Source organism: Oerskovia sp. USHLN155, from assembly GCF_037145535.1.
Lineage (GTDB): Bacteria > Actinomycetota > Actinomycetes > Actinomycetales > Cellulomonadaceae > Oerskovia > Oerskovia rustica.
In genome coordinates, this window is sequence record NZ_JBBCXG010000004.1 from 127,553 (window position 1) to 149,427 (window position 21,875).

19 protein-coding genes and 3 tRNA genes are annotated in these 21,875 nt (G+C 71.6%); 8 read left to right on the forward strand and 14 right to left on the reverse strand.

The genetic code is table 11. The features are described from left to right. Window positions 1-5 precede the first annotated feature (5 nt). Both WFH32_RS06900 and WFH32_RS06905 read left to right on the forward strand, forming a co-directional pair. A complete protein-coding gene (locus tag WFH32_RS06900) occupies window positions 6-1,460 on the forward strand; it encodes a threonine/serine ThrE exporter family protein (RefSeq protein ID WP_191795480.1) in 1,455 nt (484 codons plus the stop codon). A 418-nt stretch (window positions 1,461-1,878) separates the two neighbouring features. Next, window positions 1,879-3,198 (forward strand): M15 family metallopeptidase, encoded by a 1,320-nt coding sequence (locus WFH32_RS06905; protein ID WP_336706676.1) that lies wholly within the window; start codon window positions 1,879-1,881, stop codon window positions 3,196-3,198. 90 nt (window positions 3,199-3,288) lie between these two features. On the opposite strand, the gene WFH32_RS06910 is transcribed toward WFH32_RS06905, so the two are convergent. The 9 genes from WFH32_RS06910 to WFH32_RS06950 all read right to left on the reverse strand — a co-directional run bounded on the left by WFH32_RS06910 (window position 3,289) and on the right by WFH32_RS06950 (window position 10,556). Further along, window positions 3,289-4,209 (reverse strand): prenyltransferase, encoded by a 921-nt coding sequence (locus WFH32_RS06910; protein WP_191795482.1) that lies wholly within the window; start codon window positions 4,207-4,209, stop codon window positions 3,289-3,291. Next, on the reverse strand, window positions 4,206-4,520 hold the full coding sequence (locus tag WFH32_RS06915) for a lycopene cyclase domain-containing protein (RefSeq protein WP_191795483.1): 315 nt from the start codon (window positions 4,518-4,520) through the stop codon (window positions 4,206-4,208). Before WFH32_RS06915 ends, WFH32_RS06910 begins: the two co-directional genes overlap by 4 nt. Beyond that, entirely contained in the window at window positions 4,517-4,933 is a 417-nt protein-coding gene (locus WFH32_RS06920) for a lycopene cyclase domain-containing protein (protein ID WP_191795484.1), read from the reverse strand. Before WFH32_RS06920 ends, WFH32_RS06915 begins: the two co-directional genes overlap by 4 nt. Beyond that, complete coding sequence (gene crtI, locus WFH32_RS06925; protein ID WP_336706679.1) at window positions 4,930-6,684, reverse strand: phytoene desaturase family protein; 1,755 nt, start codon at window positions 6,682-6,684, stop codon at window positions 4,930-4,932. The genes WFH32_RS06920 and crtI overlap by 4 nt, the downstream gene beginning before the upstream one ends. Further along, the gene (locus WFH32_RS06930; RefSeq protein WP_336706680.1) at window positions 6,681-7,658 is read right to left on the reverse strand and encodes a phytoene/squalene synthase family protein; all 978 of its coding nucleotides are present in this window, start codon (window positions 7,656-7,658) and stop codon (window positions 6,681-6,683) included. Before WFH32_RS06930 ends, crtI begins: the two co-directional genes overlap by 4 nt. A gap of 135 nt (window positions 7,659-7,793) precedes the next feature. Next, window positions 7,794-8,777 carry a UDP-glucose 4-epimerase GalE gene (gene galE, locus WFH32_RS06935; protein WP_191795485.1) on the reverse strand — a complete coding sequence of 328 codons (984 nt, stop codon included), beginning with the start codon at window positions 8,775-8,777 and terminating at the stop codon, window positions 7,794-7,796. 65 nt (window positions 8,778-8,842) lie between these two features. Then, window positions 8,843-9,769, reverse strand: a complete 927-nt coding sequence (locus WFH32_RS06940; protein ID WP_191795486.1) for a cation diffusion facilitator family transporter — start codon at window positions 9,767-9,769, stop codon at window positions 8,843-8,845. Next, window positions 9,766-10,179, reverse strand: a complete 414-nt coding sequence (locus tag WFH32_RS06945; protein ID WP_225227833.1) for an ArsR/SmtB family transcription factor — start codon at window positions 10,177-10,179, stop codon at window positions 9,766-9,768. The genes WFH32_RS06940 and WFH32_RS06945 overlap by 4 nt, the downstream gene beginning before the upstream one ends. Window positions 10,180-10,211: 32 nt before the next feature. Continuing rightward, window positions 10,212-10,556: a metallopeptidase family protein gene (locus WFH32_RS06950; RefSeq protein WP_084690000.1), complete on the reverse strand. Its 345-nt coding sequence runs from the start codon at window positions 10,554-10,556 to the stop codon at window positions 10,212-10,214. A gap of 182 nt (window positions 10,557-10,738) precedes the next feature. On the opposite strand from WFH32_RS06950, the gene WFH32_RS06955 reads away from it, so the two are divergent. The 5 genes from WFH32_RS06955 to WFH32_RS06975 all read left to right on the forward strand — a co-directional run bounded on the left by WFH32_RS06955 (window position 10,739) and on the right by WFH32_RS06975 (window position 12,206). After that, a tRNA-Glu gene (locus WFH32_RS06955) sits at window positions 10,739-10,811 on the forward strand. 88 nt (window positions 10,812-10,899) lie between these two features. After that, a tRNA-Asp gene (locus WFH32_RS06960) sits at window positions 10,900-10,973 on the forward strand. 45 nt (window positions 10,974-11,018) lie between these two features. After that, window positions 11,019-11,091 (forward strand) — tRNA-Phe (locus WFH32_RS06965). 408 nt (window positions 11,092-11,499) lie between these two features. Then, the gene (locus WFH32_RS06970; RefSeq protein WP_191795487.1) at window positions 11,500-11,922 is read left to right on the forward strand and encodes a phage holin family protein; all 423 of its coding nucleotides are present in this window, start codon (window positions 11,500-11,502) and stop codon (window positions 11,920-11,922) included. Beyond that, on the forward strand, window positions 11,919-12,206 hold the full coding sequence (locus WFH32_RS06975; protein WP_336706681.1) for a DUF3618 domain-containing protein: 288 nt from the start codon (window positions 11,919-11,921) through the stop codon (window positions 12,204-12,206). The genes WFH32_RS06970 and WFH32_RS06975 overlap by 4 nt, the downstream gene beginning before the upstream one ends. Window positions 12,207-12,442: 236 nt before the next feature. Here the strand turns inward: WFH32_RS06975 and WFH32_RS06980 are convergent, their stop codons facing one another. Further along, window positions 12,443-12,655 (reverse strand): BldC family transcriptional regulator, encoded by a 213-nt coding sequence (locus WFH32_RS06980; RefSeq protein WP_030151000.1) that lies wholly within the window; start codon window positions 12,653-12,655, stop codon window positions 12,443-12,445. A 414-nt stretch (window positions 12,656-13,069) separates the two neighbouring features. Between WFH32_RS06980 and WFH32_RS06985 the strand changes: the two genes are divergently transcribed. Continuing rightward, complete coding sequence (locus WFH32_RS06985; protein ID WP_030151001.1) at window positions 13,070-13,282, forward strand: DUF3073 domain-containing protein; 213 nt, start codon at window positions 13,070-13,072, stop codon at window positions 13,280-13,282. Between the two features lie 170 nt (window positions 13,283-13,452). Here the strand turns inward: WFH32_RS06985 and purM are convergent, their stop codons facing one another. The 4 genes from purM to WFH32_RS07005 all read right to left on the reverse strand — a co-directional run bounded on the left by purM (window position 13,453) and on the right by WFH32_RS07005 (window position 21,533). Continuing rightward, window positions 13,453-14,571, reverse strand: coding sequence for a phosphoribosylformylglycinamidine cyclo-ligase (gene purM, locus WFH32_RS06990; protein WP_191795489.1), 1,119 nt, complete (start codon window positions 14,569-14,571; stop codon window positions 13,453-13,455). Window positions 14,572-14,626: 55 nt separating this feature from the next. Continuing rightward, entirely contained in the window at window positions 14,627-16,174 is a 1,548-nt protein-coding gene (gene purF / locus WFH32_RS06995; RefSeq protein ID WP_138826286.1) for an amidophosphoribosyltransferase, read from the reverse strand. A gap of 93 nt (window positions 16,175-16,267) precedes the next feature. Beyond that, window positions 16,268-16,699 (reverse strand): hypothetical protein, encoded by a 432-nt coding sequence (locus tag WFH32_RS07000; protein WP_336706685.1) that lies wholly within the window; start codon window positions 16,697-16,699, stop codon window positions 16,268-16,270. A 127-nt stretch (window positions 16,700-16,826) separates the two neighbouring features. Further along, window positions 16,827-21,533, reverse strand: coding sequence for an ExeM/NucH family extracellular endonuclease (locus tag WFH32_RS07005; RefSeq protein WP_336706687.1), 4,707 nt, complete (start codon window positions 21,531-21,533; stop codon window positions 16,827-16,829). Window positions 21,534-21,875 lie beyond the last annotated feature (342 nt).

Below are 21,875 nucleotides of genomic sequence, written 5' to 3' on the forward strand. Positions count from 1 at the left end.
CTCCCGTGGACGCGCCACCCGAGCAGGTGACGCCGACCGACGACGCTCCCACGGCCGCCCCCCGCGACACCTCGCCGGACACCACGGAGACCGGCGCCTCCCCGGCCGAGACCGCCCCCGGGACCCCGCACCGGACCCGGTTCCCCCTGCTCTCCGGGATCCGCCACGCCCCCTCGACCCTCCGCCGGGTCCTCCAGGCGCTCGGCAACGAGGCGACGCCTGACGAAGAGCCCGACGTCCCGGAGATCTCCCCGGACCTCGTCCCGCTGCTGCGAACGCTCGGCCGGGCGATGCTCGACTCGGGGCAGTCCGTCAACGACGCGCAGGACGTGCTCAAGCAGGTCGCCGACCTGCACGGGGCGCACACCGTGCAGACCCTCGTCCTGCCGACGTGCGTCTTCATCCGCGTCCAGACCGCCTCCGGCGTCGTCACGGACTTCACCGACGCAGCGGGCAGCGGGCTCGACCTGGACCAGATCGGCGCTCTCTACGCCGTGATCCGCGAGCTGCGGAACCAGACGATCGACCTCGCCGACGCGCGCGCCGAGCTCCGAGCGATCCGGCGTCGGCCGCCCAGGTTCGGTGCCGTGCTCACGGTCGTCGGGCACGCGATCCTGACGCTGGGCTTCGGCCTGATCCTCAACCCGACCCTGGACCTGCTGCCCGTCTTCCTCGTCCTGGGGCTCGGCGTGGGTCTCCTGCGGTGGCTCGCCGCGCGCTGGCCCACGCTCAGCACGGCCCTGCCCGTCGTCGCGTCCTTCCTCGTGACGGTCCTGGCGATCCAGGTGGTGCACCCCTGGCTCGGCGACAGCCCGCTGCAGGTCCTGGTCCCGCCGCTCATCAGCTTTCTGCCGGGGTCCGTCCTGACCGTCGCCGCGATCGAGCTCACGAGCAACCAGATCGTCTCGGGCGCGAGCCGGCTCCTGTACGGGATCGCCCAGCTCCTCCTGCTCGTGTTCGGCGTCGTCGCCGGTGCGGCGGTCGCGGGCGACCTGCTCGCCGGGCACGGCGGCGAACGGATGGGGTGGTGGGCCCCGTGGGTCGGCGTCGTGCTCGTGGGCGTCGGGCAGATGCTCTTCGCCTCGACCCCGCGCCGGAGCCTGCCCTGGGTGCTCGTGGTCCTGTTCGCGGCCTACGCGGCCCAGCTCGTGGGTTCCTACGTCGCCCCGGAGATCTCGGGCTTCTTCGGTGCTCTCGTGATCGTGCCGCTCGCGACGCTCGTCGAGCGGACCCGCACCGGCCCCCCGGCGATCATCACGACGCTCCCGGCCTTCTGGCTCCTGGTGCCGGGAGCCCTGAGCTTCCTGGGCCTCTCGGAGCTCGTGGCGGGGAACACGGGCTCGGTGTCGGACATCGCCAACGCCGTCGTCGCCGTCTTCGCGATCGCGTTGGGCATGCTCGTGGGTACGGCCCTGACTCGCGACGCGAGACGCGTCGGTCGTACCTTCTTCACCGAATAGGCCCGGACCCGGCACACCATCACCAGCGGATCCTTGCTCCACACGGCCAGAGCGCTCACAAACGTAGTTGAAGATGGAACGAGTTGGCAGGCACCGAGGACCGTCCTCGCATCCCATCTGCTGACGCACGCGGCTCCCACGTCATCCGGACGCGCCGCGACTCAGGCCGCTGAGGCTCCAAGAACGACTCCCGTCACCGCGACGGCACGGTACGGCGTCGAGCTCCCGCTCGACCGCCGCAGTGCGCACGCGGTCCGGCCTCGGCCCGACGAACGGAACATCGGAACACCGTGACAACTGCACTGCTCAGCTCTGCCGCGCCCACGGCGCGACGCCCGCTCCCGGGCACGGACGACCGTACGACCTCCCCCCTCGGCGCAGCCGACCAGCCGGGTCCCGGCACGAGAGGGGGCCGCTGATGGGAAAGCACTCCCAGCGCCGCTTCGCCGCGACCCTGCCCGGGCGCTCCCTGCGCCGACGGTCCCCCTTCGCGGTCGCGGCAGCCCTTGCCGCGGTCGCCGTGACCACCACGGCCGGCGCCGCCAGCCTCGTCACCACCCCCACCACCGCCCAGGTCGCCGCGGCGAGCACCACCGGCACGGCGGCCTCGACGGTCACGAGCGTCGCCGGGGCGAGCGCCTCCACCCCTGAGGAGCAGGCCGCCCTCGAGGCGGCGAGCACCGAGCTCGTGCGCGCCGAGTACCTGGCGAGCGAGGGCACGTCCTCCCTGGCACCCGAGCAGCTGGCCCAGATCACCGCGACGCGTGACCAGCTCCGCCAGCTCCTCAGCGCCGCGACCACCACGGAGAACGCGGACGAGGCCGGCACCGGGGCGGCGAGCGTGCCCGCCGACGCGGCGACCGACACGTCGCTCGACGCCGGTGGGCTGGACTCCGGGCCGACGCTCGAGGCCTCCGGGTCGGACGCCGCCCTCGACGGGCGCGACACGTTCCGTGCGAGCCGAGCGGGCACCGAGGGACGCGAGTCCCTCACCGCCGACGCCGGCACGACGACGCCGGAGGCCGCGCCCGCCGACCCCGCTGCCGACGCGCCGGCCGAGCCCGCTGCGGCGGACGCCGACCCGGCGACCGTCGAGGCAGACCCGTCCGGCCAGGCCCAGATCGCCCCGACGATCGACGAGATCGGCGCAGCGACCGAGGCCCTGCGCACCCTGCTCGACTCGACGTCCGTGACGGTCTCGGTCGAGCCGGGACCGCCGTCGGCCGAGGAGATCGCCGCCCAGCAGGCCGCCGAGCGCGAGGCCATCGCCGCCCAGCAGGCCGCCGAGCGTGCGGCCATGGCCTCTCAGCTCGCGGCGTGGGCCAACAGCACTGCCGGGTACTCGAACGGGAACATCCCCACCGACCTCCTGTGCTCGCCGAGCTTCGCGCCCGGGCACTTCGTGCGCTGCGACGGGGTCTACTACCTCGAGCAGCTCAACACGGCCTACCGGGCCGCGTTCGGCACGGACATCTCGGTGACGTCGTCCTACCGGTCGTACGCCTCGCAGGTCTCCGTCAAGGCGTCGAAGGGCAGCCTCGCGGCTCCCCCCGGCACCTCGAACCACGGCATGGGCCAGGCGCTCGACCTGGGCGGCGGCATCAACCAGTTCGGCACCGCCCAGTACAACTGGATGCGGGAGAACGCTCCGGCGTACGGCTGGGACAACCCGACCTGGGCGCGCCCGGGCGGGGCGAACCCCGAGGCCTGGCACTGGGAGTTCGGCACCACGTACTGACCTGCAGGCCAGGACGCCCGCGGCGCCGAGACGGCCGCCGTCCCGCGAGGGACGGCGGCCGTCGTCGTACCCGGGAGCTCTCAGCCCCTCTCAGCCCCAGGTGGCGGCGATGAGCAGCATCGTCACGAGGAACCCGGTCGCGAGGTTGAGCCACAGGAAGCGGCGCCAGCCCGCGTTCGCCCGTTCGCAGTCCTCGTCGCGCACCGACCAGAACGAGGCGACGTTGGCGAGGTACGGGAGCGGGAGGAGGGCCGCGAGCCATCCCGGCCAGGGGAGCAGGGCGAGCAGCACCGCGGCGACGAGGTAGGCGGCGGCCGCGACGACGACGGTCCGGTGCGCCCCGATCACGGTCGCGACCGAGCCGATCCCCCCCTCCCGGTCGGCCCGCACGTCCTGGACCGCGCCGAACGCGTGCGACGCCGCTCCCCACAGCACGAACGCCACCAGCACGGGCCACACGGTCCGCGCCCCGAGGTCCGCCCCGACGAGCACGAGCGCGTAGAGCAGGGGCCCCACGAAGTGCATGGCCGAGGTGAACGAGTCGAGGAAGGGCCGCTCCTTGAAGCGCAGCACGGGCGCCGAGTAGGCCACGACGAGGAAGACCACGACGGCGAGCGTCAGGTTCGCGGCCACGTCGCCCTGGAGCAGCAGCCACGCGAGGAACGGGACGTTCGTCACGGCGCACGCCCACAGGATGCGCCGATGGGTCGCGCGCGCCGTCGCGGGGTCCGCGAGCGCACCCTCGATCCCGCCCTTGCGCGGGTTCCGCAGGTCCGACGCGTAGTCGAACACGTCGTTGATCCCGTACATGAGCAGGTTGTAGGGGATCAGGAAGTAGAGCGTCCCGACGACGAGCGTGGCGTCGACGCGACCTCCCGTCGCGACGAGGTAGCCGGCCGCGAAAGGGTAGGCGGTGTTGATCCAGGAGAAGGGCCGAGAGGCCGCAGCGATCTCCCGGAGCGCGACGAGCGGCCCCGGCGCGGCCCCGGGCTCGACCGCGACCCCGGTCACGACTGACCTCCCGCGTGCCGACGTCGCCGGCCGTCCCCGACCCAGGTCCACACCGCGGGCAGCAGCATGACCGCGGCGAGCGGGTAGGCGAAGTCCTCGAGCGGCGCACCGACGAGGTAGATCCCGAGGATCTTGTCCGGGGCGTAGGTGTAGAGCCCGACCGCGATCATGATCGTGTCGAACACCAGCGTCAGCACCACCATGACCACGGCCGTCCACAGGAGCGGCCCGGCCCGGTGGCGCCGGAGCGTCCACACCGTGACGAGCGCGACGAGCGCCAGGACCACGAGGTTCAGGACGATGTTGGTCATGCACCGGCTCCCGTCGTCGGACCGTCGGAGGCCCTGGCGGGAGCGTCTGCGGGTACCTCGTCCGCCCTCGCAGCGCCCCCGTTCGTCCGCCGGGACGCGCGCCCCCGCACGCGCAGGTCGAGGAACCGCCAGACGAGCAGGGTGTTGTAGCAGAGCAGCGTGAGGAAGACGGCCTCCTCGACGGGCAGCTCGGGTGCGAGCTGGAGCCCGGTCATGTGGGGGGAGTCGCCGCGCGCGAAGATCCCCAGCGCGAGCCCGGCGACGTCCCACGCGAGGAAGAAGAGCACGCCGACCACGAGCGTGATCGCGGTCCGGGCCGGGTCTGCCCAGAACGCGAGGCGGAACCGGCGGTCGAGCACGGCGAGCCCGCCGAGCGAGACGAGGAGCGCCCCGAGGTACGCGAACCCGATCATGAGACGCCACCCCGCAGGCGCTCGGGGCGACGGCTCGCGGCGAGGAAGCCCGGGCGCAGCGGCGTCGGGAGGGGCCGGGACGAGGTCTCGCCGAGGAGCCGCTTGGCGACGAGCTCGGCGCTGATGAGGCACATCGGGAGCCCGACGCCGGGGGCCGTGCCCGCTCCCGTGTAGTAGAGGTTGGCGACCTTGCGCGAAGCACCCGGAGGGCGGAACATCGCGCTCTGCGCGAGCGTGTGCTCCATCCCCAGGGCCGTCCCGCGCCAGGACGAGAACTCGGTCGCGAAGTGGGCGGGCCCCAGGACCCGACGCGTCACGACGCGCCCGCGCAGGTCGTCGATCCCGGCCCAGGCGCCGACCTGGTCGAGGTAGCCGTCGGCGAGCCGTTCGAGGTCGGCCTGCGACGCCGCGGACCCGCCGAGCGTGGGGTCCGCGGGGAAGGGGACGAGGACGAACAGGTTCTCGTGGCCGGGCGGGGCCGCGGGGCGGTCGATGGTCGCGTCGTCGGTCGCCGACGTCCGCGAGACGTAGAGCGAGGCGGGGGTCGGGACCCGCAACGAGTCCACAGGGCTGTTGGCCGCGTCCCCCAGGACGTCCGAGAAGTTGCCCTGCCAGTCCTCGGTGAAGAAGAGCGAGTGGTGGGCGAGCTCGGGCAGCTCTCCCCGCACGCCGGCGAGGATCAGCAGCGCCGAGATCCCGGGACCGCGGTCGTCCCACGCGGGCGCGGGCAGGTCGGCGTAGGCCGGGGGAAGCAGCGCGGTCTGCGTGTGGTGCAGGTCCGCACCGGACACGACGACGTCCGCGGGCACGACCTCGCCCGTGCTCAGCCGCACCCCGGTCGCGACGCCTCGCGCGCGTCGCCGGGACGGGCCGGTCCGCACGCGGGGCGACGCTCCGCCGTCGGGCACGGCCACGGCAGGTGCGACCTCGATCCCGACGACGTCGCTCGCCGTGCGGATCGTCACGCCTTCCGAGCGGGCGAGCTTCTCCATCGCCTGGACGATCGTGTACATCCCGCCGCGCGGGAAGCGTACGCCCTCGACGAGGTCCAGGTGGCTCATGAGCGAGTACAGCGCGGGCACCCGGTAGGGCGACGAGCCGAGGAAGACCGCGTGATAGCCCAGGACCTGGCGAAGGCGCGGGTCGTGCACCCGGCGCTCGACGCGGTCGGCGAGCGAGCGCCCCAGCAGGGCCGCGAGGCGTGGGAGCCGTCGCAGGACGTCGCGCCCGATCGCCCGGTCGGGGCGCTCGAACGTCGTGTAGAGGAAGTGGTCGAGGGCGAGGCGGTAGGCCTCGGTCGACTCCTCGGCGTAGGCCCGCATGCGTTCGCCGTCCCCCGGCGAGAGCGCGTCGAATCGTGCCCAGTTGGCCTCCGGGTCCCGGGTGACGTCGAGGACGGTACGGACCGGGGGGAGGTTCGTGGCGCCGTCGGGCTGCTCGGACGACGGGGCCCGCTCGAAGAAGACGCGGTACGACGGGTCGAGGGGGACCAGGTCGAGATGGTCCTGGGCGCGCTCGCCCAGCAGCGCGAACCAGTGCTCGAAGACCTCGGGCATGAAGTACCAGGAGGGTCCTGTGTCGAAGCGGAACCCGTCCAGGTCGAGCGTCCCGGCCCGCCCCCCGACCCGCTCGTGACGTTCGAGGAGCGTGACCCGCGCACCACCTCTGGCCAGGAGCGCGGCCGTCGCGAGACCGCCGACGCCACCGCCCACGACCACGACGTGCGGCATGTCGGGCGGGGCGTCGTTCACAGGGCTCCTCGGGGATCGGCGAAACGGGCAGAGCGCGAGGACGTGACGGGCACGTCGCGCCGCAGCGACTCGCGCGCCGCGGCACGGGCGGCGACGACGAGCTTGACCGGGTCCGGGACGCGCACGCGTGCCCGGAGCAGCTCCTCGGGGGCTGTCGAGGAGAGCCGGCCGAGCAGGGAGTCGTAGAGCGCGAGCGTCGCGGCGACCGCCATCCGGGCCCGCCGCGGGAGCGACGGGAGCGCGGCACGCGCGGCGTCGAGGTCGCTGCCGATCTCGGCGAGGATCGCGTCGACGTCCTCCTGCGTGAGGTCGGCGGGCGTGATCCCGGGGAAGTAGCTGCGCCCCAGCTCCTCGTGGTCGGTGCGCAGGTCGCGCAGGAAGTTGATCTTCTGGAACGCGGCCCCCAGCCCCTGGGCGCCGCGCAGCACGGCCGCGTCGGCGCGGACGACGGGCTCACCGGGACGTCGGCCCGCGTTGAGGAACACCGCGAGGCACATGAGCCCCACGACCTCGGCCGAGCCGTGGACGTACTGCTCGTAGCTCGCCTTGTCGTGCACCTGGACCGTGAGGTCCATGCGCATCGACGCGAAGAAGGGGTCGATCTCCGCGTGTCCGATCCCCGTGCGCCGGGCCGTACGGGCGAACGAGTGGACGACGAGGTTGGTCGAGTACCCGCTCGCGAGCGCGCGAGCGGTCTCCTCCTCGAGTCCCGTGAGGAGCGCGTCGGCCCCTTCGCCGCGGCGGGTGTCGACGACCTCGTCGGCCACGCGGACCAGGCCGTAGACCGCGTCGATGTCTCGCCGCGCCACGCTCCCCAGGAGCCGGGACCCGAGGCCGAAGGACGTCGAGTACCCGGTCAGGACCGCCCTGCTCGCGCGGGCAGCCGTGCGGTCGTACAGCATCTGCGACACGTGGACCTCCCCCTTCATGGTCTCGGACGCTCGGCCTGCTGGCATCCCAGGCGTTCCGGGCATGGCACACCCCTTCATCCTCAGCCTGCTGAGTAATTTTGCTCAGCATACTGAGGATCTGACGGGATGTCAGTGCCGGACATACGGAAGGGCCCCCTCGCACGAGTGCGAGAGAGCCCTTCCGGTCACCTCGGAGGCTCAGACGTCGATACGACGAGGCCCCGCCTGCCAGGCCTCCCAGGCCGAGGAGATGATCTCCTCGAGCCCCTGCGAACCGCTCCACCCGAGCACCTTGTTGATGCGCTCGGGCGAGGCGACGAGCTGCGGCGGGTCGCCCGCACGACGCGGGAGGATCTCCGCGGTCACGTCGAGACCAGACACCTTCCCGATCTCGTCGATGACCTCACGGACCGAGGAGCCCGTCCCCGTCCCGACGTTGAAGACGTCGTACGCACGCTCGTCCTCGTCGAGGTAGCCGAGCGCCGCGAGGTGCGCCTCGGCCAGGTCCAGGACGTGGATGTAGTCGCGGATGCAGGTGCCGTCCGGCGTCGGGTAGTCGTCGCCGAAGATCTTGGGCTGCTCGCCACGCTCCAGACGGTCGAGGACCATGGGGACGAGGTTGAGGATCGCCGGGTCGCCCAGGTCGGACCAGCCCGCACCGGCGACGTTGAAGTAGCGCAGCGCCACGAACCGCAGGCCCCAGGAGCGGCCGGCCGCTCGTCCCAGCCACTCGCCGACGAGCTTCGTCTCGCCGTAGGGGTTGATCGGCTCGGCGTGCAGCTTCTCCTCGACCAGGGAGACCGACGGCATCCCGTACGTCGCCGCCGACGACGAGAAGACCAGCCGGTCGACCCCCGCCGCCTCCATCGCGGTCACGAGGTTCGTGAAGCCGCCGACGTTCTGCTGGTAGTACCAGGCCGGCTTCTCGACCGACTCGCCGACCTGCTTGCGGGCGGCGAAGTGCACCACCGCGGTGACCTCGTGCTCCACGAGGGTCGTGGTCAGCACCTCGACCGCCTCGGCGCTCGACACGTCGAGCCGCACGAGCGGCGCTCCCCCGACCCGCCCTTCCTGACCGGTGCTCAGGTCGTCGACGACGACGACCTTCTCGCCCCTCTCCTGCAGCAGCCGCACCACGTGCGCCCCGATGTACCCCGCCCCGCCCGTCACCAGAATCGTCATGGGACGAGCGTAGATCGACGCGGGAGCGGTTCTCGACGTCGACGCCCCCGCGAGACGCCCGGCGATCAGTGGTGGACCGACTCCTCGGTCTCCTGCATCGACGGCGGCTCGATCTGGAACGTGCAGTGGTCGACGTCGAAGTGCCCGCCCAAGCACTCCTTGAGGCGCTGCAGCACCTCGGTCCCGCCGCCGCACGCGAGGAGGTCCTCCTCCACGACCACGTGCGCCGACATGACGGGGACTCCCGAGGTGATGGTCCAGGCGTGCAGGTCGTGGACGCCCACGACACCGGGGATGCCCTCCATGTGCGTGCGGACCTTCTCGAGGTCCACGCCGGCCGGGGTCGACTCGAGGAGCACGGCCGCGACCTCGCGCAGGAGCATGAACGCACGCGGCAGGATCATGAGGCCGATCGCCACCGACGCGAGACCGTCGGCCCCCGGGAACCCGACCGCGACGAAGAAGCCGGCGACGATCACCGCGACCGATCCGAGCAGGTCGCCCAGCACCTCCAGATAGGCACCCCGGACGTTGAGGCTCTCGGCCTGACCGGCGGACAGCAGGCGCAGCCCGACCGCGTTCGCGACGAGACCGACGACCGCCACCCCGATCATGAGCCCCGCCTGGATCTCCGGGTCCGGCGACCGGAACCGCGAGACGCCCTCGACGATCGCCAGCACGGCGACCGTGCCCAGGATCAGGGCGTTGGTCAGCGCCGCGAGGATCTCCGCACGCTGCCACCCGAAGGTCCGCGTCGGGGAGGCCGGGCGGGTCGCGAGCCAGCTCGCGAAGAGCGCGATACCGATCCCGGTCGCGTCGGTGAGCATGTGCCCGGCGTCCGCGAGGAGGGCGAGCGACCCGGAGACCAGCGCGCCCACGACCTCGAGCGCCATGACACCGAGCGTGATGCACAGGACGATCACGAGCCGACGGCGGTGCGCGCCCGTCGCGGTCGACGCGCCGTGCGAGTGGGAGTGGGAGTGGCCGCTCACGGTGTGCCCTTCGTCGCGTCGACGATCCGCTCGGCGTCGGCCAGGATGTGCGCGACCTCGGGGCGTGCGAGTCGGTACCAGGACGAGCGCCCCTCACGGCGTGTCTCGACCAGGCCCGCCTCGCGCAGCGTCGCCAGGTGGGCCGACACCGTGGACTGGGCGAGCCCCAGCTCGCGGGTCAGGTCGACCACGCGGTGCTCCGCGACCGCGAGGAGGTGCACCACCGAGAGCCGGTGCGGCTCGGCGAGGGCGTGCAGGAGGCGCGCGACCGCGGTGTGGTCGTGCCCGACGACGGGCGGTGTGCACGGTTGCTGCGGATGCTCGGCCGCCGCCTGCTCGGCGGGAGCCTCGGTCATGGGTCGGCGCGCTCGCAGGTGCGTGCGTGCGCTCGTCTCCCTTTTCATCGTCATGCGGCGATGTTATCGCCTATCGACGATGAATGCTAGGCCCACCCGAGCTCGTGCAGCCGGTCGTCGTCGATCCCGAAGTGGTGAGCGATCTCGTGGACCACCGTGACGACGACCTCCTCGACCACCTCCTCGCGCGTCTCGCAGATCGCGAGAGTGGGGTTGCGGTAGATCGTGATCCGGTCCGGGAGGGCACCCGCGGCCCACATGAGGTCGCGCTCGGTCAGCGGGACCCCCTCGTACAGCCCCAGCAGCTCGGGGTCGTCGGCGGGCGCGTCGTCCTCGACCAGGACGACCACGTTGTCCATCTGCTCCGCCAGCTCCTCCGGGATCTCGTCCAGCGCATCGCGCACCGCGTCCTCGAAGTCCTCGCGCGTCATCTCCACCACGAGACCATCCTCCCTTGCCGCAGCCGGGCCCCGCCTCGCATCCACCGCCTCGCTGGGGCCCTGCACACGGCTCCGAGCACCGTTTTGCACGGCAGCCCCGCTTCCCCGTATGCTGACGGAGGTCTCTCGGCGACTCGTGCCCCGCAGGCGGTACGGGTTGTCCAGGAAACTAGGCCCCCATCGTTTAGCGGCCTAGGACGCCGCCCTTTCACGGCGGTAGCACGGGTTCGAATCCCGTTGGGGGTACTCGGAAGGATCCGATTAACGGATTCGCCCGGCAGTGAGATACGATTCTCGAGGTTCGAACGGCGCAGGCCGGGAGAAACTCACGCAAGGCCCTGTAGCGCAGTTGGTTAGCGCGCCGCCCTGTCACGGCGGAGGTCGCGGGTTCAAGTCCCGTCAGGGTCGCTCGACAGCGACTGCCCGGTCATCATGACCGGGCTTTCGTGTCAAGGCTCTGTAGCTCAGTTGGTAGAGCGTTCGACTGAAAATCGAAAGGTCACCGGATCGACGCCGGTCGGAGCCACTTCCACGAAGCCCCGTCTCGTTTCATACGAGACGGGGCTTCGTCGTTCCCACCGGTCCTGGCTGCCGGGCCCGCACCGCACCCACCCCGACCGGACCACCCGCGCCGAGCGACGCCGTCGGGCCGCACCGTGCGCTCGTGACGCACCGGGGACACCCCGCCAGTCCGACGAGACGGGTCTCCCCGCTCGAGACGGGTGGAGCAGATCGTGACGCACGCACCCGTCTCGGACCCAGGCACCCTTCTCGCCCGCCCAGCACACCGGACGAGCACTCGCACGCCCGGCGCGCGGAATTGCCCTCGGGGCGGTTGACCGGTTGAGTGGGACATGAAGAACCGACTCTTCAGGGCGCGAGTCCCCCTCGCGCGCACGGGCGCCCCGACCGGAGCGCCAGGAAGGTGACCACCATGAGCGACTGGGACGACGGGCAGCCCCCTCCCCCGAGCCCGAAGCCCTCGATCGGCAAGCTCGTCGAGCAGATGTCCGAGCAGGCCACGCGCCTCGTCCGGACCGAGATCGCGCTCGCCAAGAAGGAGCTGACGACCAAGGCCGCCAGGTCGGGCATCGGGATCGGCATGTTCGTCGTGGCCGGCGTGCTCTCGCTCTACGGCCTGGGCTTCCTCCTGCACTCGGCGATGGTCGGGCTCGCGCACGCCGTGCCGCTGTGGCTCGCGGCACTCATCGTCGGCGTCGCCCTGTTCCTCCTCGCAGGCATCCTGGCGTTCGTAGGCAGCAAGCAGCTCAAGAAGGGGATGCCCCCGACCCCGGACGCGGCCATCGCCGGCATCAAGGAAGACGTCGCCACCGTGAAGGAAGGACTGCGCCCGTGAGCACCGAACCGACCCAGGCCGACCTGGAGGCCGAGATCGCCCGGACCCGGTCGGAGCTCGCGCGCACGATCGACGAGCTCACCGCACGCCTCGACCCGCGGACGCAGGCGGCGAACGTCGCGCACCAGACCAAGCAGGCCGCCGCCGACACGGGGAGCTTCTTCACAGGACGCGGGCTTCCCGAGCACGACCCGGCGCGCGCCCGCAACGTCAAGATCCTCATCGGGGGTGCCGTCGCGACGGTCGCGCTCGTCGCCGCGGCGATCCTCCGGCGCCGCTCCTGACGCACGCCGGGGCCGCGCGCCCCGCCCGAGCCGGCGGGACCGGGAGAACCGGCACAGCCCCAGGAACGACCGAGCCCGGCGCCACAGGCGCCGGGCTTTCGGCTGGTCGTGAGGAAGATCCTGGTCGTGAGGAAGATCCAGGTCAGGACGCGACGGGAGCTCCGGGAGACGTGTCCCGGGGCTCCGCATGGCCCGACGGCGAAGGCTGGGCGCGGGAACGACCACCGCGCCGTCGGTCAGCCCTTGTCGACGCCCTCGGCGTTCTCGCTCGCGGCACCCAGGAGTGCGCGAACCTCGGACTCGCGATAGCGACGATGCCCCCCGAGGGTCCGGATCGACGACAGCTTGCCGGCCTTGGCCCAGCGAGTGACGGTCTTGGGATCGACGCGGAACAGGCTCGCGACCTCGGCCGGTGTGAGCAGAACTTCGGACTCTCCATGGACGGACATCACTGCACCTCCTCCTAGCGACTGGCTGGTCCGACGGTGACGTCGGAACGCGACGACAGCGCTGCGCTAGCCCTTCCATTGTCGCAGCATGAGGATTTTGGGCGACTTGGCGGACAGGGTGAATTAGGCGGGGTATGGGTGGTACAGGTGTTTCGGACCGAGATCCGGGCGTGTCGCGCGTCCGTCGGAGCCGCCCCAGGCCGCTCCGACGACCCTCCGCCGGCGACCCCGCGGCCACCCGTCGAGGCCCCGTTGTGTGGAGACAGTGTGACAAGCCACCCGATCGGGGGACCCGAGTGGCTGGAATGCATCCGGAGCATGTACCGTTGGACTCTGAACAGACGAAACAACACTCCCGGGGCCGCACGTCTGAGTACGTTGCCGCCCCGCTTCTACGTTGAGGGGGTCGGAGCCATGGGCCGCGGCCGTCAGAAGGCTAAGCAGACCAAGGTCGCTCGTGCGCTGAAGTACTACAGCCCCGAGACGAACTACCAAGCTCTCGAACAAGAGCTCACTGGTCATAGCCACACGGATCTCGCGACAGATCCTCGCTACGGAGCGAGGTCTTCCGAGGACAACAACGGAGACTACGACCAGCCGTTCACCGGCTGGTCCGACGACCGCTGACACGACCTCACCCTCTTCCTGCGACCTTCGGGCCCCAGGTGGTCCGTGAGTCGACAGATCGCGAGTTCGTCGATCGACGAACGACCCGCGAGTCTGATCCTCGTACGACGAAGGCGCGCCCCGCACTTCAGGCCTAGGCCTGAGCTGCCGGGCGCGCCTTCGTCGTCCTGTCAGTTGCGGTAGTCGCCCGTCAGGCGCACGGCGCCCGCGTGCACGCCCTTGGTGCCGACCACCAGGTCCTCGCCGCCCGCCGAGGCGGTCACGGAGTCGTCCAGGACGCCGACGGTGCCCAGGACCCAGGCGGTGAGGCCCAGCTCCGCGCACCGCGCGAGGGCGGCGTCGGCGCCGTCCTCCCCCACGATCGCGACCATGCCCACACCGAGGTTGAGCGTGTTCTCCAGGTCGCGGCGAGGAACGTTCCCCAGGTCGCGGACCACCGTGAAGACCGGCGGGACGTCCCAGGACCCACGGTCGATCGTGCCGACCAGCCCGGCCGGCAGGACGCGGGCCAGGTTCGCCGCGAGCCCACCACCCGTGACGTGCGTGAACGCGTGAACCTGCGCGGCGTCGTCGTGCGCCAGGGCGAGGCAGTCGCTCGCGTAGACGCGCGTGGGCTCGAGCAGCTCCTCGCCGAGCGTCCGACCGAACTCCTCGACCTCGCGGTCCAGCTCCCAGCCCGCGTGCTTCACGACCGCACGCACCAGCGAGTAGCCGTTCGAGTGCAGGCCCGACGAACCCAGCGCGATGAGGACGTCGCCCTCGCGCACACGCTCGGGACCCAGGAGACGGTCGGCCTCGACGACGCCCGTCGCGGCGCCCGCGACGTCGTACTCGTCCTCGCCCAGGAGACCCGGGTGCTCCGCCGTCTCCCCGCCGACGAGGGCCGTGCCGGCGACCTCGCACGCCGCCGCGATCCCGCGGACGATCCCCGCGATGCGCTCGGGCACGACCTTGCCGCACGCGATGTAGTCCGTCATGAAGAGCGGCTTGGCCCCCACCACGACGATGTCGTCGACGACCATCCCCACGAGGTCGAACCCGATCGTGTCGTGGACGTCCATGGCCTGCGCGATCGCGACCTTGGTCCCCACGCCGTCGGTCGAGGTGGCCAGCAGGGGCTTGGTGTAGGTCGCGACCTCGCTGAAGTCGTAGAGCCCGGCGAACCCGCCCACGCCCCCGAGGACCTGCGGGCCGTGCGTGCGGCGCACGGCGTCCTTCATCAGCTCGACGGCCTTGTCGCCCGCCTCGGTGTCGACACCGGCTGCGGCGTACGTGAGACCTTCAGACACGAATGAACTCCTGGTGGTTGCGGCGCGCCCCGGTGGGGCGGTGCGTCGTACGGGGTCAGGGGTGGTCGAGGGCGGTCCCGCCGCCGACTCCCACGGAGAGGCTGCGCAGCCCGTCCTCCGGCGCCCCCAGCGGCAGCTCCGCCTGCTCGAGCAGGTGCTTGCCGAGCTGGTCGTCCGGGGGCAGCTCGATGGGGTACTTCCCGGTGAAGCAGGCCGTGCACAGCTGAGAGGCGGACTGCTCGGTCGCCGCGATCATCCCCTCCTCGGAGATGTACCCGAGCGTGTCGGCTCCGAGCGAGGCGCCCACCTCCTCGGGCGACAGGCCGTTGGCGATGAGCTCGGCGCGCGACGCGAAGTCGATGCCGTAGAAGCACGGCCACTTGACCGGGGGCGAGCTGATGCGGACGTGGACCTCGGCGGCCCCCGCCTCGCGCAGCATGCGGATCAGGGCACGCTGGGTGTTGCCGCGCACGATCGAGTCGTCGACGACGACCAGACGCTTGCCCCGGATGACGTCACGGAGCGGGTTGAGCTTGAGCCGGATACCGAGCTGGCGCAGCGTGTCCGACGGCTGGATGAAGGTGCGCCCGACGTACGCGTTCTTGGTCAGCCCCTGGCCGAACGGGATGCCCGACTCCTGCGCGTAGCCGACGGCCGCAGGCGTGCCGGACTCGGGGACCGGGATCACGAGGTCCGCGTCGATGCCGTGCTCGCGAGCGAGCTGGCGGCCCATCTCCACGCGCGCGGCGTGCACCGAGCGGCCGTTGATCGAGGTGTCCGGACGGGCCAGGTACACGTACTCGAAGACGCAGCCGGCACGCTCGACCGGGGCGAAGCGCTGCGAGCGCAGGCCTTCGCCGTCGATCGCGATGAGCTCGCCCGGCTCCACCTCACGGACGAACGACGCACCGACGATGTCCAGGGCCGGGGTCTCGCTCGCGACGACCCAGCCGCGTTCCAGACGTCCCAGGACGAGCGGGCGCACGCCCTGCGGGTCGCGCGCGGCGTAGAGCGTCTTCTCGTCCATGAAGACGAGGCTGAAGGCGCCGCGGAGCCTCGGGAGGACCTCCATCGCGGTGGCCTCGAGCGAGTGGTCGTCATCTCCGGCGAAGAGCGCGGTGATGAGTGCCGTGTCGGTCGTGTTGCCCCGGGCCAACTCGCCCCGGCGCTGTGCGCCGTAGCGCTCCGCGACGAGGTTCACGAGCTCGGCGGAGTTGGTCAGGTTGCCGTTGTGCCCCAGCGCGACGGTCCCCGACGACGTCGCGCCCAGCGTGGGCTGAGCGTTCTCCCAGGTCACGCCGCCGGTCGTCGAGTACCGACAGTGCCCGACGGCGATGTGCCCCGTCAGCGCGTTGAGGGCCGTCTCGTCGAAGACCTGGGAGACGAGTCCCATGTCCTTGTAGACGAGGATCTGCTCACCATTGCTGGTCGCGATCCCGGCCGACTCCTGACCGCGGTGCTGCAACGAGTACAGACCGAAGTAGGCAAGCTTGGCGACCTCTTCGCCGGGCGCCCAGACTCCGAAGACGCCACAAGCGTCCTGGGGGCCTTTCTCGCCGGGCATGAGGTCGTGGTTGAGAAGTCCATCTCCGCGGGGGGCCACGGCTCCAGTGTCCCACACGGTCGCAGGCTGACCGAAGTCACGCCCACGGGATGGACCGCGCACCCCGACGATGTTCTGGCTCCGCCTGCTCGCTCAGCGGCGCAGGCTGCGCTTGTCCGCCCAGATCGCCAGGGCGCCCGCGACGAGCGTCGTGAGCGTCGTCGTCCCCAGCACGACGACCGTGAGGTAGACGCCGGGCTTGAGCACGCCGCGGGACTCCGGGGAGCCGAGCCACGTGATCCCGATGCACAGCCCCAGGACGACCCCGACCAGAGCACCCGTCGTGAAGAACGCCTTGTAGCGGGGTGCGCGACGGATCGTCGTCGGGTCGATCATCGACTCGATCTCGACCTCGTCGCCACGGACGCCGCCGTCGTTCGCGTCCCCGGGGTCGGCCGACGCGGAGCCCGCGGCAGCCGGCGTGGTCAGAGGTGCCGGTACGGCTGCGCCGGTCTCCGGTGAAGCGGCGGGAACGGGGCCGTCGGAGGTCGCGTTCACGTCGGGGGTGGGGGTGCTGGGGCTCACGCGCCGACAGTACCCCGTCCGGCTGAGAATCCCCTGGGCCGCACCCGTGCACCCGGGCGCGAGACGCCGTGGGGCCTGCTCCCCCGAGAGGGAAGCAGGCCCGACGGATCCTCAGGCGATCAGTGCGTCAGCCGCACGTGACCGCCGGGTAGGCCACGTCGTAGGTCTCGTAGAAACCCTGACCGTCCTGCCACTTGTACGCCGCGACGCGCACCGTGCCGGCCGGCACGGACGTGGCACGGGTGTTGAACGACTGCGCCGCGATCTTGCCCGGCGCCAGCTTGGTGAACTTCTTCTCGCCGTACGCCGTCGTGAAGCGCACGTCGATCGGGAGCGTCTCACCGTTCGTCCCCTTGACCGACAGGTGCACGCGGCCCCCGACGCACTGGGCCTTGGCGCTCAGGTCGTCCATGACGACGTCGGGCAGGTCCGCACCCTCGACCGTGAGCGCCAGGCGCGTGACCGTCCCGCTCGGGGCCGCCACGACGTACACGCCGTACTCGCCCCCCGCGGTCTCCGCCGGGACCGGCACCTCGAGGCTCGCGGCCCCGTTCGTGACCGTGCCCGTGGCCACGACCGTCCCCGGGTTCGCCGGGTCGAACGCCGTGCCCGCAGGCACGAGGTACGCCGAGACGCCCGTGTTGAGCGGGCTGCCGAGCGACGTGAGGTTCAGGCGCGAGACCTGAGCCGTCACGGACTCGCCCGCGGTGACCGTCCCCAGACCGTCCGCGACCACGCTGCGACGAGCGAAGTCGGGGCTGAGGTTCGGGTGGGTCTGCAGGTACGAGATCCACGCGTCGCGGTCGATCAGACCCGAGTCACGCGCGTCCGTGCCCTGCGCGAAGACCCGGAAGTTGTCACCACCCGTGGCGAGGAACGAGAACGTCGCGACCCGGTACGTCTTGGCCGGGTCGAGCGGCTCGCCGTTGACGAGGACCGAGGTGACGTTGTCGCCGGGGGTGGCGTTCACGTCGGTCGTCTTGACGGTGTACCTGACGTTGTCCGACAGGCCCAGGGCCAGGAACGGACGCGACGGGCGCGTGCCGTCCGGGTTGGTCTGCCACTGCTGCTCGAGCATCGTCTCGACCTGGGCACCCGTGAGGGACACCGTCCACAGGTTGTTGACGAACGGCAGCACCGCGTTGGCCTCGGCGTATGTGATCACGCCGTCGTCGCCGTAGAACAGCTCGTTGCGCAGACCGCCCGCGTTGACGACGCCGAAGTCGGCGCCGCCTCGGGCCGGGTCGGCCAGCGTGTCGAGCAGCGAGGTCGCCACGAGGTTGCCCAGGGTCGACTCCGAGGCACGGTCGTCACGACCCGTGGAGGGCAGCGGACCCGATCCCTTGTACGTGCCGTCGACGTACGAGCCGCCCAGGAAGGCGGTCGTGATGTCCGCCGTGACCGAGCCGACGGGCTGAGCGCCGATGACCTCGGCCTGCGCGAGCGCCGCGTCGACGATCGTCTTGACCTCGGCCACGCGCGGGTACGCCGCGACGAGCTCCGGGGCAGGCGTCGTGGTGCGCTTGACGTTCGCGACCGAGTAGTCCGTGACCAGGTCCGTCGCGGTGTCGAACGTCAGGCTCACGTGCCCGATGTTCTCGCCGTAGCTGCCGGTCTGCAGGACCGGGCGGGTCCGGTCGGTCCCGGGGATCGGGGCCTCCCACGCGTACTGCTTGTGGGTGTGACCCGTGAAGATCGCCGAGACGCGAGCGTCCGTGTCGTTGACGATCTGCTCGAACGCGCCCTGGTGGGCGAGCTCCTGCTCGAGCGTCGAGCCGTCGGGCGTGCCCGCGCTCGCACCCTCGTGGTAGAGCGCGACCAGGAGGTCGGCCTCGCCGTTCGCCGGGTCGCCGTCACGCAGCTGCGCGGCGACGCGGTTCACGGCCTCGACGGGGTCCCCGAACGAGAGGTCCGCGATCCCGGACGGGGTCACGAGCGTCGGGGTCTCCTCGGTGACGGCGCCGATGACGCCGACCTTGACGCCGTCGACGTCGATCACCGCGTACTCCGGCAGGACCGGGTTCGTGGTGTCCTTGGCGTAGACGTTGGCGCCCAGGTAGGACCAGTCGGCCGCGTCGGTCACGCGACCGGTCAGGTCGGCGAAGCCCTTGTCGAACTCGTGGTTGCCCACCGCGGAGGCGGACAGGTCCAGGGCGTTGAGCACGTCGATCGTCGGCTGGTCGTCCTGCAGCGCCGACGCGAAGAGCGACGCGCCGATGTTGTCGCCGACCGAGAGGAACGCGGTGCCCGCCGGGTTGGCGGCGCGCAGCTGCTCGACGGTCCCCGCGAACGCGACCGTGTTCGCGTCGATCCGACCGTGGAAGTCGTTGATCGCGAGCAGGTCGAGCTCCTTGACCCCGCCCGGCTCCTCGCCGCCCAGCTCGAGGCCGACGACGATCGGGTCGTGGTCGGACGAGCGGAAGGCCGTCGTGTCGTACAGGTTCGAGACGTTGTAGTTGAAGCGGCTGTACTCGTTCGCGATGGGCTCGACCGAGTTGATGTTCCAGATGTCGGTGTCAGTGACCGCAGTCGCGGCACCGGGCGAGGCGAGCACGTGGTCGAGCGAGCCGACGAGGCCGTCGAACAGGTACGTCTCCTTGCCCGTGGTGGGACCGAGGTCGACGTAGCCCGCGTCCGTGAGGACCTTGATCGGGTCCTCCTGGGCGTAGGCGTTGAAGTCGCCTGCGAGCAGCACCTTGTCGGTGCCCGCAGCCGACGAGACCTGGTCGGCGAACGTCACGAGCGCCGTGGCCTGCTTGACGCGCGAGGCGTTCGAGGCGCCCTGCCCGTCTCCCTGGTCGGCGTCGGCCCCCGAGCCGGAGCCCTTGGACTTGAAGTGGTTCGCGATGACGACGAAGTCCGTCGAGGCCTCTCCCCCGGCGAGCCGGAAGGTCTGGGCGAGCGGCTCACGCGCGTTGTCGAAGGCCGCGACGTCGTGGATGACCGAGGCCCCCACGGGCTCGACGGCCGCCGGACGGTAGATGAAGGCCGTGCGGATGACGTCCTCCGAGGCGGGCAGCGTGGCCGGGGAGGGCACGAAGGCCCAGGTCCCCGCGCCGGCCGCGGCGTTGAGGCGGTCCGTGAGCGTCGAGAGCGCGGCGTCACGGTTCTTGCCGAACGCCTTGGAGTTCTCGATCTCCTCGAGCGAGACGACGTCGGCGTCCAGGGCGTTGATCGCCGCGACGATCTTGGTCTCCTGACGCTGCAGGTTCGCCGCGTTCGCCGCGCCACGGGCGTCGCAGCCCGTACGCACCGTGATCGGGTTGCCCTCGCGGTCCGTGTAGAACTGGCACCCGCTGAGCTGGTCGCCCGTCGTCGTGAAGTAGTTCAGGACGTTGAACGTCGCGACCGTCGCGTCGCCGCCCACGGCCTCCGGAGCGTCCGTGCGCGTGTTCGCGAACGTCGCGGGCTGGACCGCGGCCGCGTTGGCCGGGGTCAGCTCCGTGACGGGCTGGAAGTTCCAGCCGTCGAAGCGGTAGTCCAGGACCACGGGCGACGTGAAGGTCGCGAGCGCGCCGACGCGCACCGGGGCACCGCCGGTCAGGTAGGGCAGCGGCTTGGCCTTGTTCGCCGCGTTGTTGAAGTTGGTCGTCGCTCCGTCGTCGAGGTTGACGCGGCGGGCGTTGGCGTCGGCGACCGCTGCTGCGGCCTCCGCGCTGCCCGGACGACCGACCGACGTGGGCTGCCGCAGCGGCTCGGTGCCGCTCGCCAGCACGACCGAACCGTAGTAGTTCGTGTCGTAGTTGTCGGCGACGACGTAGTCACCGGCGGGCTGGACGAGCATGCCCTCGAGCTTCTCGCGGTCCACGGCCGTCGCGGGGAACGCGACGTTCGCGGGCTTGACGACCTCGGCCGGGTCCGTGAGGACCTTCCAGCCGGTCGCCGAGGGCGTGACCTGCGTCAGCCCGAAGTACTCCGAGACGACCCCCGTGACCTCGACGTGCTGGCCGACCTGCAGCGCCGTCGCCGCGGCCTTCGAGTACACGAACAGCCCGTCCGACGCGGTGTGCGTCGCGAGGTCGAGGTCGCCGCCCGAACCGGCGGTCTGGATGTAGAGGCCGTCGAAGCCGCCCGAGGGGTAGGTCGCGGTCACGACGCCGCGCGTCGTGACGGTCTGGCCCACGAAGGGGCTCGCGTCGCCCGTTCCCTGGATCTCGGCGATGGTCCTGGCCGTGCCGGGCTCGGGGTCCGGGCCGGGGCCGGAGCCGCCACCGCTGTTCTGCGGGGTCACCGTGCTGCTGACCGCGAAGTCCGCGGAGTTGTCGTCCGTGTCCGCGCCGGCCGCGCGGTTGAGCGAGCCGGGCACGGTGTTGGCCGTTCCCGCGGGAGCCGCCGCGGTCTCGAACGTGTTGGACGTGCCGTAGCCCAGGAGGTCCACGACCTGCGGGTTGGCCACGACCGAGCCCGGCGTGATCGTGATCGCCGAGGCAGACCTGACCAGCGCGAGCGTCCCGTTCTGCCCCTGCGGCGCGATGGTCCCCGTCGCGTCGGGCGTCGGCAGCGCGGCGCCGTTGGCGCCGTTCGACGCCCCCTGCACCAGGTAGTAGCCGCCCGCCTTGATCTTCCCCGTGAGCGGGACGACGCCGTTCGAGGCGCCCGTGCCCGTCGCGGACCGGTACTGGACCGACCAGCCCGTGAGGTCGATGTCCGCAGCCGTGGGGTTGTAGAGCTCGACGAACTTGTTGAGGTAGGGCGCGTTGGCGCTCCCGCCGTTGAGGTACGCCTCGTTGATGACGACGGACGAGCCGTCGACCGCAGCAGACGCCGACCCCGCGGCGACCGTGCTGAGCGCCGCCGTGGCGACGAGCGACGCCGACAGGGTGGCCGCGACCACACCTCTCCTGCGTCGGGACTGATGGTGACTACCGATCACGCTGACTCCTTCGTGTCGTGGCCGGGTTCCCGGCGCGCCCGCCTCGGCGCGGGTGGCGCGGGTGCAGGCTCTGGAATCCAACAGCAGGCTGATGAACACGTGGTGTCCGGCCGGTCTCCACCGGTCGAACGACCACGTCCCCCAGGCGTACGGCACCCTCCGGCCGGGGTGCGCGACGTCGTCGTGCGCGGTCCGGTCGACGGGCACCGTCGCCCGTTCGCCTCGCACGCTATCTCACGATGCAGACACCGTGAACCTCGAAGGGCCCATCCCGCTGTCGCCCGGCGCGGCCGCGGTGCGCGC

Excerpts from the sequence above, each read along its gene's own strand:
- WFH32_RS06905 (WP_336706676.1), top strand. The coding sequence starts at position 1,879 with ATGGGAAAGCACTCCCAGCGCCGCTTCGCCGCGACCCTGCCCGGGCGC.
- WFH32_RS06915 (WP_191795483.1), bottom strand. The coding sequence starts at position 4,520 with ATGACCAACATCGTCCTGAACCTCGTGGTCCTGGCGCTCGTCGCGCTC.
- WFH32_RS06920 (WP_191795484.1), bottom strand. The coding sequence starts at position 4,933 with ATGATCGGGTTCGCGTACCTCGGGGCGCTCCTCGTCTCGCTCGGCGGG.
- WFH32_RS06930 (WP_336706680.1), bottom strand. The coding sequence starts at position 7,658 with ATGCCCGGAACGCCTGGGATGCCAGCAGGCCGAGCGTCCGAGACCATG.
- galE (WP_191795485.1), bottom strand. The coding sequence starts at position 8,777 with ATGACGATTCTGGTGACGGGCGGGGCGGGGTACATCGGGGCGCACGTG.
- WFH32_RS06945 (WP_225227833.1), bottom strand. The coding sequence starts at position 10,179 with ATGACGATGAAAAGGGAGACGAGCGCACGCACGCACCTGCGAGCGCGC.
- WFH32_RS06950 (WP_084690000.1), bottom strand. The coding sequence starts at position 10,556 with ATGACGCGCGAGGACTTCGAGGACGCGGTGCGCGATGCGCTGGACGAG.
- WFH32_RS06970 (WP_191795487.1), top strand. The coding sequence starts at position 11,500 with ATGAGCGACTGGGACGACGGGCAGCCCCCTCCCCCGAGCCCGAAGCCC.
- WFH32_RS06980 (WP_030151000.1), bottom strand. The coding sequence starts at position 12,655 with ATGTCCGTCCATGGAGAGTCCGAAGTTCTGCTCACACCGGCCGAGGTC.
- WFH32_RS06985 (WP_030151001.1), top strand. The coding sequence starts at position 13,070 with ATGGGCCGCGGCCGTCAGAAGGCTAAGCAGACCAAGGTCGCTCGTGCG.